This window comes from Pseudomonas sp. J380 (assembly GCF_009827115.1).
GTDB classification, from domain to species: domain Bacteria; phylum Pseudomonadota; class Gammaproteobacteria; order Pseudomonadales; family Pseudomonadaceae; genus Aquipseudomonas; species Aquipseudomonas paracarnis.
Genome location: NZ_CP043060.1, coordinates 1,843,102 through 1,860,488, shown reverse-complemented (window position 1 = coordinate 1,860,488; position 17,387 = coordinate 1,843,102). Strand labels below are relative to the sequence as shown.

Below are 17,387 nucleotides of genomic sequence, written 5' to 3'. Positions count from 1 at the left end.
AGGCGGATGGTTGAGTCGAGTGTCTGATTTTTCCTGTCTCTTTGGCTTCGTGCCATGTCGTAGTTTCGCTGTGGAATAGCATTGCAAGACATTCCAAATTGAATGTACTTCGGGTTGCGTCAGCCGTTCGCGGCGCGTGACTCCGTGCCGGGTGCTTTCTGACGGGATCGTGAAACTGCGCAGTCTTTCTTCGATAGAAATACGCCTGGCCTGCCATTGAGGCTGGTGATCATGAGGATGTCGATCGGGTGGGGTTTGCTTGTTTCGCGCTGTGGTTGGAGTTTGCCTGGCGTGTTCTTCGCGTTGCTGAGTGTGGAGGTTTCGGCGGCGGCCTGTACGGCACCTGCCTACCAAGCTGGGACCGTCTACGGACAAGGCGACCAGGTGCAGAACAAAAACCAGCAGGACAAAACCCACGAGTTTGAATGTTGGAAAGACACTGACAAATCGCCGCACGGGCCGGGCAGTTGGCAATGGTGCAACCAGCCCGATTACAACCCCGGGCAGCCATCCTCTCATGGTGTCGAGATTTGGGGCGATGCCTGGAAGGATCTGGGGGAATGCGGTGGCTTCCAGGGTAACCGTCTGACCCTGAACTTCAGCACGTTAAGCGGCCGGGGGCCGATCAGCCAGCCAACCCCGGGCGTGGCGCGGGCCGATCAGGTAGTCACTGGCGTATTGCGCTGCAAAGCCGAGGAGATCCCGATCAGTGCCAAGTCCGGCGAAACCATTCACCTCGATAACCTGAAGGCCTGCGACTACCAACTGGTGATGAACCCCGCTGGTGGGTTTGTGCCCTTGAACACACCACGTATCGTTTCCTTCCAGCGAGAGGAGGGTGAGGAACAGGCGGTCACCCTGAAGTATCGGCCACCGGTGCAGGTGGGCAGGCTCAGCGGCCTGCCAGGGGTCAAGATTGAATTGTTTGCCCAGGGGCTGATACAGCCTCGGCAGATGGCGATGGGCAAAGAAGTGCTCTATGTGGGCTCCAGTGCGATTCCATCCTACGTCTATGACGGGAAAATCGCCGATATGATCTATGCCTTGCCCCTGGACAATGCCGGCAAACCCACCGGCATCTACGTGATTGCCAGTGGGTTGGAGGAGCCGCACGGAGTGGTGTATCGCGACGGTGATTTGTACTACTCGACCACTGGCGGCCTCTATCGTTTGCGCGATGCCGATGCGCATTACAAGGATCCTTCGCCTGAGCGGGTGTTCAAATTCCCCGCCGACGATGCGCCATTTCCTCTGCCTTCCGTGGCGTCTGGCTCCAGCACTCGCTTCTGGCATATGAAGCACCCTTTGCATTTCAACCCGCTGGACCCCGCCGACACTGGCCTGTACACCGCCGTCGGCATTCCTTGCAACTTGTGCATGATCCCGCCTGACCCGCGTTACGGCACGTTACTGCGTTATGACACCGTGACCGGTAAAGCGCAGATTCTTGCAAAAGGGGTGCGCAACTCTGTGGGGTTCGACTGGAACCCGCAGACCGGTGAAATCTGGTTCACCGACAACAACCGCCAGGGCTACCCCAACCCCGACGAAATCAACCGCATCAGCGGCCCAAACCAGCACTTCGGTGTGCCCTATCTGTTTGGCAAAGGCACGCCGGGTTTCACCGATGAGGAGTTTGGCAACCCGGCGGTGATCCAGCCGCCCTTGGTTCAGGGAGCGATTGTTTCCGATAAGTCCCGGCAGCAGATCGACCCGAAAGACTACGTGCCTGCCGCTTTCGAGCTGGGTACCAACACCGCACCTCTGGGGCTGAAGTTCTGGAGTGGTTACCCGGCTCGCACACGTTCGCAGAATATGCTGGTTGCCGTGCATGGAGCGGGCACGGCCGAGCGGCCGGGTATGGATGTGCGACTCGTCTCGATCCAGGACGGAACGCGAGTGGTCAATCAGATCCCGTTGATCAATGGGTTTATCCAAGACCCCCTGCGTTTCGATGTGTATTGCCTGGACGACTCCTGCATTGGTCGGCCGGCTGACTTCCTGGCGCTACCGGACAACAGCCTGCTGATCTCCGATGACGTCGCCGGGGTGATTTATCGCGTCAGTTATGACCCAGCAGGGTTGCCGAACACAGAGTTGACCCTGCGGCCGGCGCTCGCACCGGCACCTGAGCTGGAGAATGAGATGATCAGTGGCACGCTGATTGCGCCGGGCGGTAATACCCGCCAGTTCCATGCATCCTTCAACCCTGCTGACAGTTATGCCGCATTGGTGCTCAAGGGTTTGCCCTACGGGACTTACCAGGTTCGGCTCAATGATGTGAAAAACTGGATTCCACAGACGCGCAATACTTCACTTACCTTGTCTGCCGACGACAACAAGCACGTGTTGAACATGCAGTACCGTGAGCGGCCGATCAAGCTGGATATCAACATCACGGTGTTGGCGCCGCCCAAGCCTGCGTCAGTAACGGATTCCACTTGGCATTTCACCCTCAAGCTCAAGGGCTCTACGAGCACCGAGCCCAAAGTGGTGCAGGTGCCTTGGGGCGAAAGTGTCACCGAGCTTCTGGACTATGGGGATTACGAGGTCATCTATCCCTTTTACCCACAGGAGCTGCCACAGCCGGAACAGGTAGCGCTGCGTATCAACGAGGACAGCCAGGACGAGCAACTGACACCTATCAGTTACCGTCATGAAGCGAAGTTGGGCGAAACAGTGCTTGCCGAATCCTGCACCAAATGCCACGCGGTGGAGTTTTTCAACAACCTGCGCATGGCGGTGGCGTGGAGCAGTGCTGGCCAGGATGCGTTGGTGCGGCAAATCCAGAGCATGCCGGTGGCCGGGCATTGCGACACCACCTGTGCGACCGAAATCAGCAAGCATTTGTTTGAGGTGGTGTGGGCGCCTTACCTGAGCCCGAACGAGGCTCACGGTCAGCGCCAGTTGCGCTTGCTGACGCGCGATGAATACGCGGCCAGTGTCAAGGACATACTCGGCGTGGAGGTCAATACCCAGAAGCTGCCGGCAGATAAATCCGAGAAAGACTTCAAGTTCCCAGGTGAAGCCAGCAAAGGGCTGCTGCAGGCTGAAGACATCAAGCAGCTATATGGCATGGCGGTGTCGATCGCCGAGCAGGTGGCACCTCAACGTGTAAAACGCTTCAAATCCACTGCCGGTACCCTTGAGGTCAGTGCCCTGGGTTATCAAGTGTTCCGCCGTCCTCTGAGCCCGTCTGAGTTGTCGCGTTATCAGGCGGTGTTGGATGAGCACGGAGAGCGGGCGCTGATCGCTGCGCTGCTGTTGTCGCCCAACTTCCTGTATCGCTCGGAGTTGGGCCAGGCTGTCGCACGGCAGGCCGAGGTCTACAAACTGACCCCTTATGAGACCGCAACCGCATTGTCCTACACCTATCAAGGCACCACTCCGGACGCGCAACTGCTGGCCAAGGCAGAGCGCAACGAGTTGCAGACAGTGCAGCAAATCAGCGCAGAAATAGACCGGATGATGCGCAGTGAGCGCGGGCTTGAGCAGTTCAATCGGTTCATCAGTTACTACATCAAGACTCAGCGCGGGGTGCAGGAGAAGCCCGGCCTGAGCGCACAGATGATCCAGTTGATGACCCAGGAGCAGGCCCTGTTGACCCGTCACGTGATGCTCGACGGCAAGGGGACGTTGGACGAGCTGTTCAACCCCGGTGTGACGTTCCTCAACAAGGCTCTGGCCGAACACTACGGTATCGGCGGCGTAACCGGTGACACGCTGCACAAAGTCGCCGTGGATGAGAAACGGGGTGGCTTGTTGCACTTGGGGCTTTTTCAGGCCTCTACCTCTGACTATCAGGTCACCTCACTGGTCAAGCGCGGCATTGCCATTCGCGAGCAGCTTTTCTGCCGGGAGTTTGGGGCGCCGGTCGAAGCCGAGCCCACAGAGCCGGCCTACCCTGCACGTGCGATCAGTACCCGTGAACGCTGGGACCTGATTAATGGTGAGCAGGCTTCGGGAGGGCGTTGCTGGCAGTGCCATCAGTACATGAACGACACCGGCGCATCGATGGAGCATTACGACGCTGCCGGGCGCTATCGCCAGCAGGAGCCTGCCTATAACTACGCGCAGTTCCCTGTGCAGTTGCCGATCAAAGCGTCCGGTCCGTTCATTGGGGTTGATGGCGCGGTGCCTATCGACGATGTGCGAGGTATTTCCAAGCTGATCGCGCACAACTCGGCGTCTCTGTTCTGCATGGCGGATAGCTATTTCCGTTTCGCTTCGGGCAACAAATCCGACGAGTCCACTTCCGCAACGGTCAAGGCATTGGTCGACGGGCTGAAGGGCAATGGCTCATTACCAGGGATGCTGCGCACGCTGGGTACCTCCAGCGCGTTCCAATTCAAGACGCAGAGGGATTGATCATGGATATCTTGAAAAGTCGTCGTCGCTTTCTGGCCGGCCTGGCTGCGGTAGGTGTGTTCGGCCCGCTCACCCAGTGTGGCCTGGCGCGCATGGCCTTGGCCGGGCAAAACCAGCAGGCCAAGTTAAAAGTGGTTTTCTTTGTGGTACCTGATGGCCTGGCAGTCGACTCTGCAACCGCCTATTCCAGTGATGGTCGAGGCCTCTGGCATCCTGCTGCCGAAGCTTTGGACACTTCCGACTTCCAGCTCAACGAGGTCAGCCAGGAGCTTGCGGCCTATAAAGACCAGTCCTTGTACCTGCGTGGCACGATTCTGGGCCCTGGCAATGAAGGCCATAACGGCTGGACTTGGGCGTTGCGCGACCGTGAGAAGAAGATGGCGTCGATTGATGTGTTGCTTGGCCGGCATATGCCGGGGACCGATCCGTCCCAGCGGAGTCTTTTTGCCGGACCGCATTCAGGCATTGACGGGACCGCCTGGCAGGTATCCTGGGAAGGGCCGGAAAATGGCGGCGCAATGCGCAGGCCTGAGCAGGACCCGGTGTTGATGTACGAGAAAATCTTTGGCGCGGTCAGTCGTGAGGTGCGCGAGCAGCAGGTGCGAAACATGCATGTATTTGATCCGGTGCTGGCGGATATCAACGAGCTGCGAGGCAGGCTTGCGGGGGCGCAAAAGCAGAAGCTAGATATGCAGCTTGATTCGGTTGAGCAGGTCATGAAAGACATGGAAGAAACTCTGCCACCCATTGGCGAATGTTCGCCTTTGCAGATGGACACGTTGCCGTTCAAATCTGCGGAATTTCGTAACCAGGTACAGCATCACCACCATCAGGTGGTTGCCACAGCGCTGGGGTGTGGCATCACGCGTGTAGCGACGATTCAAGTCGGGCGCTCGGCGGAGTCGCTCAATATCCTGGACGTCAGTAATGTGACCAACCCCCATGACTGCGCCCATCGTTATGCTGGGCTGGACGTATGGAAACGATCCCGGCAGTGGTATACCCAGCGAGCCAAGTTGTTCATGGACGAGTTGGCGAAGCATGCCGATCCCGATGTGCCGGGTGACAGCCTGCTTGAACACACGCTTGTGGTATTCACCAGCGAGATGGCCGATGGTGCCCCGGAGCATACGAAGGATATGCCGCTGGTACTGATGGGCGGGGCCAGCGGGTTGTTGAAGAGCGGCGATGGCGCAGGACGCTATTTCAACATCACGGCCCAGGGTGATCGTCAACAAGAAGGCAACCCGGTCATTGGCAATAAAATGGTCGATATGCAGCGAATCTGGGCCACCATCGCCCGGGCAGCCGGAACCGTTGTGCCCTACAACGGAAACATCGATCCTGTGAGCGGGTTGTTTACTAACGTTTGAGTCGCCTGGCGCTGCACTAAAAGCCGAAAATTCCGTATGGCGGATTTTTCGGCTTTTTGCATTTGCACCCAATCGCCTTTGAGCCTGTTAAGCTGAAAATCAGGAGCGTTCCTACGCACATTTACATCACGTGGTTCTTCTTCAATGGCACTCGATCAGTTAAACCTGACGACCTCTGTTCTGTTCGATGCCCCCGGGACGCCGCTCTCGGGAACACGCTCTGCGAGTTTTACGCCATGAATAAACGTCCGTTGTATTTCGACTATGCCGCCACCACGCCAGTGGATGAGCGAGTTATCCAGGCGATGGTCGAGTGCCTGGGTTTCAATGCCAATTTTGGCAACCCTGCGTCCAGTTCCCATGCATTCGGCCAGGCGGCCCGGCAAACGGTTGAGCAGGCGCGACGGCAAGTAGCCGAATTGGTCGGCGCCCAGCCTGAGCAAATTGTCTGGACTTCCGGTGCCACCGAGTCCAACAACCTTGCGATCAAAGGGGTGGCCCAGGCGCGAGGGCTGGCTGGTGGGCATATCATCACCAGCCAGATCGAGCACAAAGCCACACTCGACACCGCGCGGCAGTTGCAGGAAGCCGGCGTGGCTGTGACCTATCTGGTGCCCGATGCCGATGGCTTGATCAGCGTTCAGGCTGTCAGTGAGGCATTGCGTGAGGACACCTTTCTGGTGTCTTTGATGCTGGTCAATAATGAACTGGGCACCCTTAACGACATTCCGGCTATCGGCGCGCGGGTGCGTGAGCAGGGCGCGCTGTTTCACGTGGACGCGGCACAGGGGGCGGGCAAGGTTGCCATTGACCTGGCGCAGTGGTCGGTGGATTTGATGTCTTTTTCCGCCCACAAGCTCTACGGCCCAAAAGGCATTGGCGCGCTGTACGTTGGGCCTCGTGCGCAACAGAAAGTGTTGGCGCAGATTCATGGCGGCGGCCACGAAGGTGGCTTGCGTTCGGGCACCCTGGCGACGCATCAGATTGCGGGCATGGGCACGGCGTTCGCTCTGGCGGCGGCGTACTTTGCTGAGGAAAAGGCGCAGATCGTGGCCTTGCGTGAACGTTTGTTGGAGCAGTTGGCGTCGATTCCCGGAGTACGCCTCAATGGCAGCCCAACCCAGCGTATTCCCCACACCCTCAGCCTGACGTTCAGCGAAGGCGAATTCAACGCTGCCGCCTTGAGTGCGGGCATTGCCTTTTCGGCGACTTCAGCGTGCAATTCGGCTAGCAATGCACCGTCCCACGTCCTGGTGGCCCTGGGGCATGATGCCCGCAGCGCTGGTCGCACTATTCGCTTGAGCCTGGGCCGGTTCACCACCGAGCGGGATATCGACGAAGCTGTGCAATTGATCAAGACGGTACAGGCCAGCGCACCAGCGTTCTGGGCTGTCTGATACTTCATTTGCAATACATAACAATTATTAGTGGTTAGCAGGAGACACAATGAGTACGCAGCCTTTGACCCATGGAACGGTTCCCCAGCGCTTGGCGCATACCCGTGAACTGATGCGCCGCGAAGGCATTCACGCCCTGCTGGTGCCGTCGGCGGACCCGCACTTGTCCGAGTATTTGCCGGGTTACTGGCAAGGGCGCCAGTGGTTGTCCGGGTTTCATGGTTCGGTGGGCACCCTGATCGTCACGGCGGAGTTTGCCGGGGTCTGGGCGGATAGCCGGTATTGGGAACAGGCGACCAAGGAGCTCAAGGGCAGCGGTATCGAGTTGGTGAAGCTGCAACCGGGTCAGCCTGGACCGTTGGAGTGGCTGGCCGAGCAAACCCCTGAGGGTGGCGTGGTGGCGGTGGACGGTGCGGTCATGGCCGTGGCCTCGGCACGTACCCTGGGTGGCAAATTAGCCGAGCGTGGCGCGCGTCTGCGTACCGATATCGATGTGCTCGATGAAGTCTGGCAAGACCGCCCGGCGTTGCCGAACCAGCCGATTTATCAGCACCTGCCGCCCCAAGCCACCGTCAGTCGTGGCGAGAAACTGGCAGCTTTGCGTGCCAGTTTGAAAGACAAGGGCGCCGATTGGCATTTCATCGCGACGCTGGATGACATCGCCTGGCTATTCAACCTGCGCGGCGCTGATGTTTCGTTCAATCCGGTGTTTGTGTCCTTTGCCTTGATCAATCAGCAACAGGCCACTTTGTTTGTGGCGTTGGGCAAGGTCGATGCGCAACTGCGGGTGGTGCTTGAGCAGGATGGCGTGACCCTGCGTGATTACAGCGAGGTGGCGCAAGCGCTGCGAGCGGTACCGGCGGGCGCAAGCTTGCAAGTAGACCCCGCCCGCGTCACCGCCGGCTTGCTGGAAAACCTCGACGCGGGCGTCAAGCTGGTTGAAAGCCTCAACCCCACCACACTGGCCAAATCCCGCAAGAGCCTGGCGGACGCGGAACATATCCGCCAAGCCATGGAGCAGGATGGGGCGGCGCTGTGCGAATTCTTTGCCTGGCTCGACAGCGCCCTGGGCCGTGAACGCATTACCGAACTGACGATTGACGAGCACCTGACCGCTGCGCGTACCCGCCGGCCCGGCTATGTATCGCTGAGTTTCAACACCATTGCCGCTTTCAACGCCAACGGCGCGATGCCGCATTACCATGCCACCGAAGAGGAGCATGCGCTGATCGAAGGTGATGGCTTGCTGTTGATCGACTCCGGCGGCCAGTACCTGGGCGGAACCACGGACATCACGCGGATGGTGCCTGTCGGTACACCGAGTGAGGAGCAGAAACGCGATTGCACGCGAGTGCTCAAGGGCGTGATTGCTCTGTCCCGTGCGCAGTTCCCCAAGGGCATTCTTTCACCGTTGCTGGATGCCATTGCCCGTGCGCCGATCTGGGCAGAAGGCGTCGACTACGGTCACGGCACAGGCCATGGCGTAGGTTATTTCCTCAACGTGCATGAAGGTCCGCAGGTCATTGCTTATCAGGCTGCTGCGGCGCCACAAACGGCGATGCAGCCAGGGATGATCACTTCAATTGAGCCGGGTACTTATCGCCCTGGCCGTTGGGGCGTGCGCATTGAGAACCTGGTGTTGAACCGTGAAGCGGGCAAGACCGAGTTTGGCGAATTTCTCAAGTTCGAAACCCTGACCCTGTGCCCGATTGATAGCCGCTGCCTGGAGCCGTCGTTGCTGACGGCGGATGAGCGCGAATGGTTCAACGCGTATCACGCCCAGGTGCGTGAGCGTTTGAGCCCGCTGCTCAAGGGGGCAGCGCTTGAATGGTTGCAGGTGCGCACTGCGGCGATTTGATCGGTTGCGGCCAAGGCATTTCGGCTGCAGTCAACATCTAGCTGAGGGCTTCACGTACAAAGTCCAGACGGTCCTGGCCGAAGAACAGCTGGTTTCCTACAAAGAAACTGGGAGCACCGAACACGCCGCGCTTAATGGCTTGTTCGGTTTTGTCCTTGAGAGCGTCCTTGACGGCTGCATCATTGGACAGGGCCAGTACCTGCTCGGGATCGAACCCCTGTTCGGTGAGCACATTGGCCACGACCTCTGGGTCGCCCAGGTGACGGCCCTCCACCCAGAGTGCGCGGAACAGGCAGTCGATGAAGTCGAGGAAGCGCTCAGGCTGGTGGATTTGAATGCCGGTGACGGCGCGCATCAGCACCAAGGTATTGATGGGAAAGTGTGGGTTGAACCTGAGCGGCACGTTGTAGCGTTTGGCGTAACGCGCCAGGTCATCGAGCATGTAGCGACCCTTGGCGGGTACCATGATCGGCGAGGCATTGCCCGTGGCCTTGAATACACCGCCCAACAGCATCGGTTGATACACCACCTGTGCGCCCGTTTTGGCGCACAGCGCCGGCAACTGGGTATAGGCCAGGTAAGTGGCGGGGCTGCCGAGATCAAAGAAGAACTCCAGGGTTTTACTCATGGTCTGTACTCACTACTTATTGTTATAGAGGGAGTCACCAGGTTTCGTTCCAGGGACGCAGGTCCAGTTCGAACGTCCAGGCGTCCCGTGGCTGGCGATGCAGGAACCAGTAGTTGTCGGCAATATGGTCCGGGTTGAGGAGGGCGTCCTGATCCTTGAGGGCGTATTTTTGCGGGAAGTTCTCGCGAATGAAGTCGGTATCGATGGCACCGTCGACCACCACATGGGCGACATGGATGTTCATCGGGCCTAACTCCCGCGCCATGCTTTGTGCCAGCGCGCGTATCCCATGCTTGGCGCCAGCGAAGGCGGCAAACCCCGCGCTTCCGCGCAAGCCGGCGGTGGCGCCGGTGAACAGGATAGTGCCGCGGTTACGCATGACCATGCGCTTGGCGACTTCCCGTGCGTTCAGGAAGCCGGAGAAGCACGCCATCTCCCAGATTTTGAAGTACTTGCGTGCGGTTTCTTCCAGAATGCTGCAAGGCACATTGGCGCCGATGTTGAAGACGAACGCTTCAATAGGCCCCAGCTCGGTTTCGATTTGCTCGACCAGTGCGATCACGTCTTCTTCTTTGCGGGCATCACAGGCAAAACCATGGGCTTCACCGCCTGCCAATTGAATGCTTTCTACCAGGGGCTGCAGTTTGTCGGCGCTGCGACGGGTGACGCAGGCGATGTAGCCTTCGCGGGCAAAGCGTTTGGCTATGGCGCCGCCGGTTGCGTCACCGGCACCCACTACTAATACGATTTTCTTGTTGTGCGGCATGGGAACTCCATTGGCTCGATGATCGAGCAGGAGTTTAGCCTTCGTGCCGCAATTGGCCGGAATTTAAGATGAGCAGTCAGGAAAGACTGCTCGGGCAGCTATTTGCAGATGACGATCATACTGCGGCTGGTATAGCCGGCAGGGTTGAGGCCGAAGGGATAGTCCCCAGGCTCCTCGGAGTTGTCGCCGGATTTGGCTATCACCCGGTAGCCCTTGGCACCGCATGAATTGGCTGCACTGGTGTAGCACTGGTCCCAGGAGGAGGACAGGCCCGAACAGTTGATATGCAGCCCTTTTTTACCCCGTTTCACTTCTGTTTTTGTGGTTGCAGCACAGCCAGCGATGCCCACAACCAGCAACAGTATCAAAATTCGTTTCATTCCCATCCTTAATAGCCGCCCTGCAAAATAACAGAGCCGCTTTACTCGCTCTCGAGCGAAGCGTTCATGCTGTCCGTGTCGAAATTCTCCATGAATGACATTCGGTTACGGACTAAACATGGCCTAAATGAGCGGCAAATACCAGAGCTGGCTTTAAAGATGATCAGTCGGCAGGCACCAGTGGTTTGGATTCGTTGCGCATCGTCAACGTGGCGCCTACGGAAGCCAGGATAATGCAGGTGATGGCCAGCCATTGGGCCAGGGATAAGTGCTCATGCAGAAAGAGCAGGCCGGAGAGGGCGCCGAACGCTGGTTCGATGCTCATGAGCGTGCCGAAGGTGCGAGCGGGGAGGCGAGTCAGTGCGACCATCTCCAAGGTGTAGGGCAAGGCGGTGGACAGAATCGCGACGCCAATGGCGATAGGGATCAGGGCGGGCGTCAGCAGCGCGGCGCCCGCATGCACGATGCCGATCGGTGCGACGAACAGGGCGGCAATCATTACGCCGAGTGCGGCGGTCTGAACACCATTGTCGTTCCCAGCCTTTTGGCCGAACAAAATATACAAGGCCCAGCATCCGCCTGCGCCCAGTGCGTACGCCGCGCCGACCCAGTCGATACCGCTACTGGCCTCGCCCGTCGGAATCAACAGCAGCAGGCCGATGATAGCCAGGGCAATCCACAGGAAGTCGACAGCTCGGCGCGAGGCATAGATAGCGACGGCAAGCGGGCCTGTGAATTCGAGTGCTACGGCAATCCCCAGCGGTACGGTGCGAAGGGACATATAGAAGAGGAAGTTCATGCCGCCCAGCGCCATCCCGTAAATGATCACCGTGCGCAAGGACTTGGCTGTCAGCGTGGCGCGCCATGGGCGTAATAGCACCAGCATGATCACACTGGCGAAAATCAAACGCAGAGCAGTCGTGCCTTGTGCGCCAACAATAGGAAACATGCTTTTGGCCAATGACGCGCCGGATTGGATGGACGCCATGGCGATCAATAGCAGGCCGATCGGAAACAATGCGGTTGCCAGGCTGCGAGGTGGAGTGGTCATTGCGGTAGTTCTTCCGAAGTCATGATCGATAAATACGTGGCGCTATGATGCTTGCCTGTCAGTGAATGAGCAATATATTGCTCAAGTACTGACTTGTAGCTATCTATATAGTGGGAATATCGGGTTTTTGAGGTATTTGATAGAAAAACCGAATAATTGTGTTGACGACAGATTCTGGAAGCCTATAATTCGCCCCACTTCCGGCGCAGTCGAAACGGAAAACTCCTTGGTAAACAATGAGTTATGCAGTTTTCGGCAGCAAGTTGCTTCAGTTCATCGAAGCCAAAAGGAAGTTGAAAAAGAGGTGTTGACAGCAGCGTGTAACGCTGTAGAATTCGCCTCCCGCTTACGAGAGATCGCAAGCGCAAGTGGTTGAAGTTGTTGAAGAAATCTTCGAAATCTTCGAAAGCTTCTGAAAATAACTACTTGACAGCAAATGAGGCTGCTGTAGAATGCGCGCCTCGGTTGAGATGAAAGATCTTAACCAACCGCTCTTTAACAACTGAATCAAGCAATTCGTGTGGGTGCTTGTGGAGTCAGACTGATAGTCAACAAGATTATCAGCATCACAAGTTACTCCGCGAGAAATCAAAGATGTAACCAACGATTGCTGAGCCAAGTTTAGGGTTTCTTAAAAACCCAAAGATGTTTGAACTGAAGAGTTTGATCATGGCTCAGATTGAACGCTGGCGGCAGGCCTAACACATGCAAGTCGAGCGGTAGAGAGAAGCTTGCTTCTCTTGAGAGCGGCGGACGGGTGAGTAATGCCTAGGAATCTGCCTGGTAGTGGGGGATAACGTTCGGAAACGGACGCTAATACCGCATACGTCCTACGGGAGAAAGCAGGGGACCTTCGGGCCTTGCGCTATCAGATGAGCCTAGGTCGGATTAGCTAGTTGGTGGGGTAATGGCTCACCAAGGCGACGATCCGTAACTGGTCTGAGAGGATGATCAGTCACACTGGAACTGAGACACGGTCCAGACTCCTACGGGAGGCAGCAGTGGGGAATATTGGACAATGGGCGAAAGCCTGATCCAGCCATGCCGCGTGTGTGAAGAAGGTCTTCGGATTGTAAAGCACTTTAAGTTGGGAGGAAGGGTTGTAGATTAATACTCTGCAATTTTGACGTTACCGACAGAATAAGCACCGGCTAACTCTGTGCCAGCAGCCGCGGTAATACAGAGGGTGCAAGCGTTAATCGGAATTACTGGGCGTAAAGCGCGCGTAGGTGGTTTGTTAAGTTGGATGTGAAATCCCCGGGCTCAACCTGGGAACTGCATTCAAAACTGACTGACTAGAGTATGGTAGAGGGTGGTGGAATTTCCTGTGTAGCGGTGAAATGCGTAGATATAGGAAGGAACACCAGTGGCGAAGGCGACCACCTGGACTAATACTGACACTGAGGTGCGAAAGCGTGGGGAGCAAACAGGATTAGATACCCTGGTAGTCCACGCCGTAAACGATGTCAACTAGCCGTTGGAAGCCTTGAGCTTTTAGTGGCGCAGCTAACGCATTAAGTTGACCGCCTGGGGAGTACGGCCGCAAGGTTAAAACTCAAATGAATTGACGGGGGCCCGCACAAGCGGTGGAGCATGTGGTTTAATTCGAAGCAACGCGAAGAACCTTACCAGGCCTTGACATCCAATGAACTTTCCAGAGATGGATTGGTGCCTTCGGGAACATTGAGACAGGTGCTGCATGGCTGTCGTCAGCTCGTGTCGTGAGATGTTGGGTTAAGTCCCGTAACGAGCGCAACCCTTGTCCTTAGTTACCAGCACGTAATGGTGGGCACTCTAAGGAGACTGCCGGTGACAAACCGGAGGAAGGTGGGGATGACGTCAAGTCATCATGGCCCTTACGGCCTGGGCTACACACGTGCTACAATGGTCGGTACAGAGGGTTGCCAAGCCGCGAGGTGGAGCTAATCCCATAAAACCGATCGTAGTCCGGATCGCAGTCTGCAACTCGACTGCGTGAAGTCGGAATCGCTAGTAATCGCGAATCAGAATGTCGCGGTGAATACGTTCCCGGGCCTTGTACACACCGCCCGTCACACCATGGGAGTGGGTTGCACCAGAAGTAGCTAGTCTAACCTTCGGGAGGACGGTTACCACGGTGTGATTCATGACTGGGGTGAAGTCGTAACAAGGTAGCCGTAGGGGAACCTGCGGCTGGATCACCTCCTTAATCGACGACATCAGCTGCTCCATAAGTTCCCACACGAATTGCTTGATTCATTGAAGAAGACGAAAGAAGCAGCCCGAAATTGGGTCTGTAGCTCAGTTGGTTAGAGCGCACCCCTGATAAGGGTGAGGTCGGCAGTTCGAATCTGCCCAGACCCACCAATTTTGTTATGGGGCCATAGCTCAGCTGGGAGAGCGCCTGCCTTGCACGCAGGAGGTCAACGGTTCGATCCCGTTTGGCTCCACCATTAACTGCTTCTGCTGTTAGAGTTTAGAAATGAATATTCTGAAGCGAATATTGATTTCTAGTCTTTGATTAGATCGTTCTTTAAAAATTTGGGTATGTGATAGAAAGATAGACTGAACGTTACTTTCACTGGTAACGGATCAGGCTAAGGTAAAATTTGTGAGTTCTCTTAATTGAGAAATTCGAATTTTCGGCGAATGTCGTCTTCACAGTATAACCAGATTGCTTGGGGTTATATGGTCAAGTGAAGAAGCGCATACGGTGGATGCCTTGGCAGTCAGAGGCGATGAAAGACGTGGTAGCCTGCGAAAAGCTTCGGGGAGTCGGCAAACAGACTTTGATCCGGAGATGTCTGAATGGGGGAACCCAGCCATCATAAGATGGTTATCTTGTACTGAATACATAGGTGCAAGAGGCGAACCAGGGGAACTGAAACATCTAAGTACCCTGAGGAAAAGAAATCAACCGAGATTCCCTTAGTAGTGGCGAGCGAACGGGGACTAGCCCTTAAGTGGCTTTGAGATTAGCGGAACGCTCTGGAAAGTGCGGCCATAGTGGGTGATAGCCCTGTACGCGAAAATCTCTTAGTCATGAAATCGAGTAGGACGGAGCACGAGAAACTTTGTCTGAATATGGGGGGACCATCCTCCAAGGCTAAATACTACTGACTGACCGATAGTGAACTAGTACCGTGAGGGAAAGGCGAAAAGAACCCCGGAGAGGGGAGTGAAATAGATCCTGAAACCGTATGCGTACAAGCAGTGGGAGCCCACTTTGTTGGGTGACTGCGTACCTTTTGTATAATGGGTCAGCGACTTATTTTCAGTGGCGAGCTTAACCGAATAGGGGAGGCGTAGCGAAAGCGAGTCTTAATAGGGCGTCTAGTCGCTGGGAATAGACCCGAAACCGGGCGATCTATCCATGGGCAGGTTGAAGGTTGGGTAACACTAACTGGAGGACCGAACCGACTACCGTTGAAAAGTTAGCGGATGACCTGTGGATCGGAGTGAAAGGCTAATCAAGCTCGGAGATAGCTGGTTCTCCTCGAAAGCTATTTAGGTAGCGCCTCATGTATCACTGTAGGGGGTAGAGCACTGTTTCGGCTAGGGGGTCATCCCGACTTACCAAACCGATGCAAACTCCGAATACCTACAAGTGCCGAGCATGGGAGACACACGGCGGGTGCTAACGTCCGTCGTGAAAAGGGAAACAACCCAGACCGTCAGCTAAGGTCCCAAAGTTATGGTTAAGTGGGAAACGATGTGGGAAGGCTTAGACAGCTAGGAGGTTGGCTTAGAAGCAGCCACCCTTTAAAGAAAGCGTAATAGCTCACTAGTCGAGTCGGCCTGCGCGGAAGATGTAACGGGGCTCAAACCATACACCGAAGCTACGGGTATCACGTAAGTGATGCGGTAGAGGAGCGTTCTGTAAGCCTGTGAAGGTGAGTTGAGAAGCTTGCTGGAGGTATCAGAAGTGCGAATGCTGACATGAGTAACGATAATGGGTGTGAAAAACACCCACGCCGAAAGACCAAGGTTTCCTGCGCAACGTTAATCGACGCAGGGTTAGTCGGTCCCTAAGGCGAGGCTGAAAAGCGTAGTCGATGGAAAACAGGTTAATATTCCTGTACTTCTGGTTATTGCGATGGAGGGACGGAGAAGGCTAGGCCAGCTTGGCGTTGGTTGTCCAAGTTTAAGGTGGTAGGCTGAAATCTTAGGTAAATCCGGGATTTCAAGGCCGAGAGCTGATGACGAGTTACCTTTTAGGTAACGAAGTGGTTGATGCCATGCTTCCAAGAAAAGCTTCTAAGCTTCAGGTAACCAGGAACCGTACCCCAAACCGACACAGGTGGTTGGGTAGAGAATACCAAGGCGCTTGAGAGAACTCGGGTGAAGGAACTAGGCAAAATGGCACCGTAACTTCGGGAGAAGGTGCGCCGGTGAGGGTGAAGGACTTGCTCCGTAAGCTCATGCCGGTCGAAGATACCAGGCCGCTGCGACTGTTTATTAAAAACACAGCACTCTGCAAACACGAAAGTGGACGTATAGGGTGTGACGCCTGCCCGGTGCCGGAAGGTTAATTGATGGGGTTAGCTAACGCGAAGCTCTTGATCGAAGCCCCGGTAAACGGCGGCCGTAACTATAACGGTCCTAAGGTAGCGAAATTCCTTGTCGGGTAAGTTCCGACCTGCACGAATGGCGTAACGATGGCGGCGCTGTCTCCACCCGAGACTCAGTGAAATTGAAATCGCTGTGAAGATGCAGTGTATCCGCGGCTAGACGGAAAGACCCCGTGAACCTTTACTATAGCTTTGCACTGGACTTTGAATTTGCTTGTGTAGGATAGGTGGGAGGCTTTGAAGCGTGGACGCCAGTCTGCGTGGAGCCATCCTTGAAATACCACCCTGGCAACTTTGAGGTTCTAACTCAGGTCCGTTATCCGGATCGAGGACAGTGTATGGTGGGTAGTTTGACTGGGGCGGTCTCCTCCTAAAGAGTAACGGAGGAGTACGAAGGTGCGCTCAGACCGGTCGGAAATCGGTCGTAGAGTATAAAGGCAAAAGCGCGCTTGACTGCGAGACAGACACGTCGAGCAGGTACGAAAGTAGGTCTTAGTGATCCGGTGGTTCTGTATGGAAGGGCCATCGCTCAACGGATAAAAGGTACTCCGGGGATAACAGGCTGATACCGCCCAAGAGTTCATATCGACGGCGGTGTTTGGCACCTCGATGTCGGCTCATCACATCCTGGGGCTGAAGCCGGTCCCAAGGGTATGGCTGTTCGCCATTTAAAGTGGTACGCGAGCTGGGTTTAGAACGTCGTGAGACAGTTCGGTCCCTATCTGCCGTGGACGTTTGAGATTTGAGAGGGGCTGCTCCTAGTACGAGAGGACCGGAGTGGACGAACCTCTGGTGTTCCGGTTGTCACGCCAGTGGCATTGCCGGGTAGCTATGTTCGGAATAGATAACCGCTGAAAGCATCTAAGCGGGAAACTAGCCTCAAGATGAGATCTCACTGGAACCTTGAGTTCCCTGAAGGGCCGTCGAAGACTACGACGTTGATAGGTTGGGTGTGTAAGCGCTGTGAGGCGTTGAGCTAACCAATACTAATTGCCCGTGAGGCTTGACCATATAAC

The 17,387-nt window shown here is 56.1% G+C and carries 8 protein-coding genes, 2 tRNA genes and 2 rRNA genes; 8 read left to right on the top strand and 4 right to left on the bottom strand.

The genetic code is table 11. The features are described from left to right. Positions 1–291: 291 nt before the first annotated feature. The 4 genes from FXO12_RS08175 (at position 292) to FXO12_RS08160 (ending at position 8,996) form a co-directional block, all read left to right on the top strand. Positions 292–4,368, top strand: a complete 4,077-nt coding sequence (locus tag FXO12_RS08175; RefSeq protein ID WP_232458711.1) for a DUF1592 domain-containing protein — start codon at positions 292–294, stop codon at positions 4,366–4,368. Between the two features lie 2 nt (positions 4,369–4,370). Next, complete coding sequence (locus tag FXO12_RS08170) at positions 4,371–5,741, top strand: DUF1552 domain-containing protein (protein WP_057978103.1); 1,371 nt, start codon at positions 4,371–4,373, stop codon at positions 5,739–5,741. A 236-nt stretch (positions 5,742–5,977) separates the two neighbouring features. Beyond that, positions 5,978–7,138 carry a cysteine desulfurase family protein gene (locus FXO12_RS08165; RefSeq protein ID WP_057978101.1) on the top strand — a complete coding sequence of 387 codons (1,161 nt, stop codon included), beginning with the start codon at positions 5,978–5,980 and terminating at the stop codon, positions 7,136–7,138. A gap of 49 nt (positions 7,139–7,187) precedes the next feature. Continuing rightward, the gene (locus tag FXO12_RS08160) at positions 7,188–8,996 is read left to right on the top strand and encodes an aminopeptidase P family protein (RefSeq protein ID WP_057978099.1); all 1,809 of its coding nucleotides are present in this window, start codon (positions 7,188–7,190) and stop codon (positions 8,994–8,996) included. A 37-nt stretch (positions 8,997–9,033) separates the two neighbouring features. Here FXO12_RS08160 and FXO12_RS08155 read toward each other — a convergent pair whose 3' ends face one another. From FXO12_RS08155 to rhtA, 4 genes are all read right to left on the bottom strand, one after another. Further along, entirely contained in the window at positions 9,034–9,624 is a 591-nt protein-coding gene (locus tag FXO12_RS08155; RefSeq protein ID WP_032901924.1) for a 2-hydroxychromene-2-carboxylate isomerase, read from the bottom strand. A gap of 34 nt (positions 9,625–9,658) precedes the next feature. After that, on the bottom strand, positions 9,659–10,390 hold the full coding sequence (locus tag FXO12_RS08150) for an SDR family oxidoreductase (protein ID WP_057978097.1): 732 nt from the start codon (positions 10,388–10,390) through the stop codon (positions 9,659–9,661). Positions 10,391–10,488: 98 nt separating this feature from the next. Then, positions 10,489–10,770, bottom strand: coding sequence for a hypothetical protein (locus FXO12_RS08145; RefSeq protein WP_003190182.1), 282 nt, complete (start codon positions 10,768–10,770; stop codon positions 10,489–10,491). A gap of 163 nt (positions 10,771–10,933) precedes the next feature. Continuing rightward, on the bottom strand, positions 10,934–11,821 hold the full coding sequence (gene rhtA, locus FXO12_RS08140) for a threonine/homoserine exporter RhtA (protein ID WP_034127259.1): 888 nt from the start codon (positions 11,819–11,821) through the stop codon (positions 10,934–10,936). 651 nt (positions 11,822–12,472) lie between these two features. Here rhtA and FXO12_RS08135 point away from each other — a divergent pair. The 4 genes from FXO12_RS08135 to FXO12_RS08120 all read left to right on the top strand — a co-directional run bounded on the left by FXO12_RS08135 (position 12,473) and on the right by FXO12_RS08120 (position 17,382). Continuing rightward, positions 12,473–14,009 (top strand): 16S ribosomal RNA (locus FXO12_RS08135). Positions 14,010–14,090: 81 nt separating this feature from the next. Continuing rightward, positions 14,091–14,167, top strand: a tRNA-Ile gene (locus FXO12_RS08130). Positions 14,168–14,177: 10 nt separating this feature from the next. Further along, positions 14,178–14,253: transfer RNA gene (locus FXO12_RS08125), tRNA-Ala, on the top strand. A gap of 237 nt (positions 14,254–14,490) precedes the next feature. Further along, a 23S ribosomal RNA gene (locus tag FXO12_RS08120) occupies positions 14,491–17,382 on the top strand. The 16S and 23S rRNA genes sit together here with 2 tRNA genes alongside, the layout of an rRNA operon. The last annotated feature ends 5 nt before the right edge of the window (positions 17,383–17,387 follow it).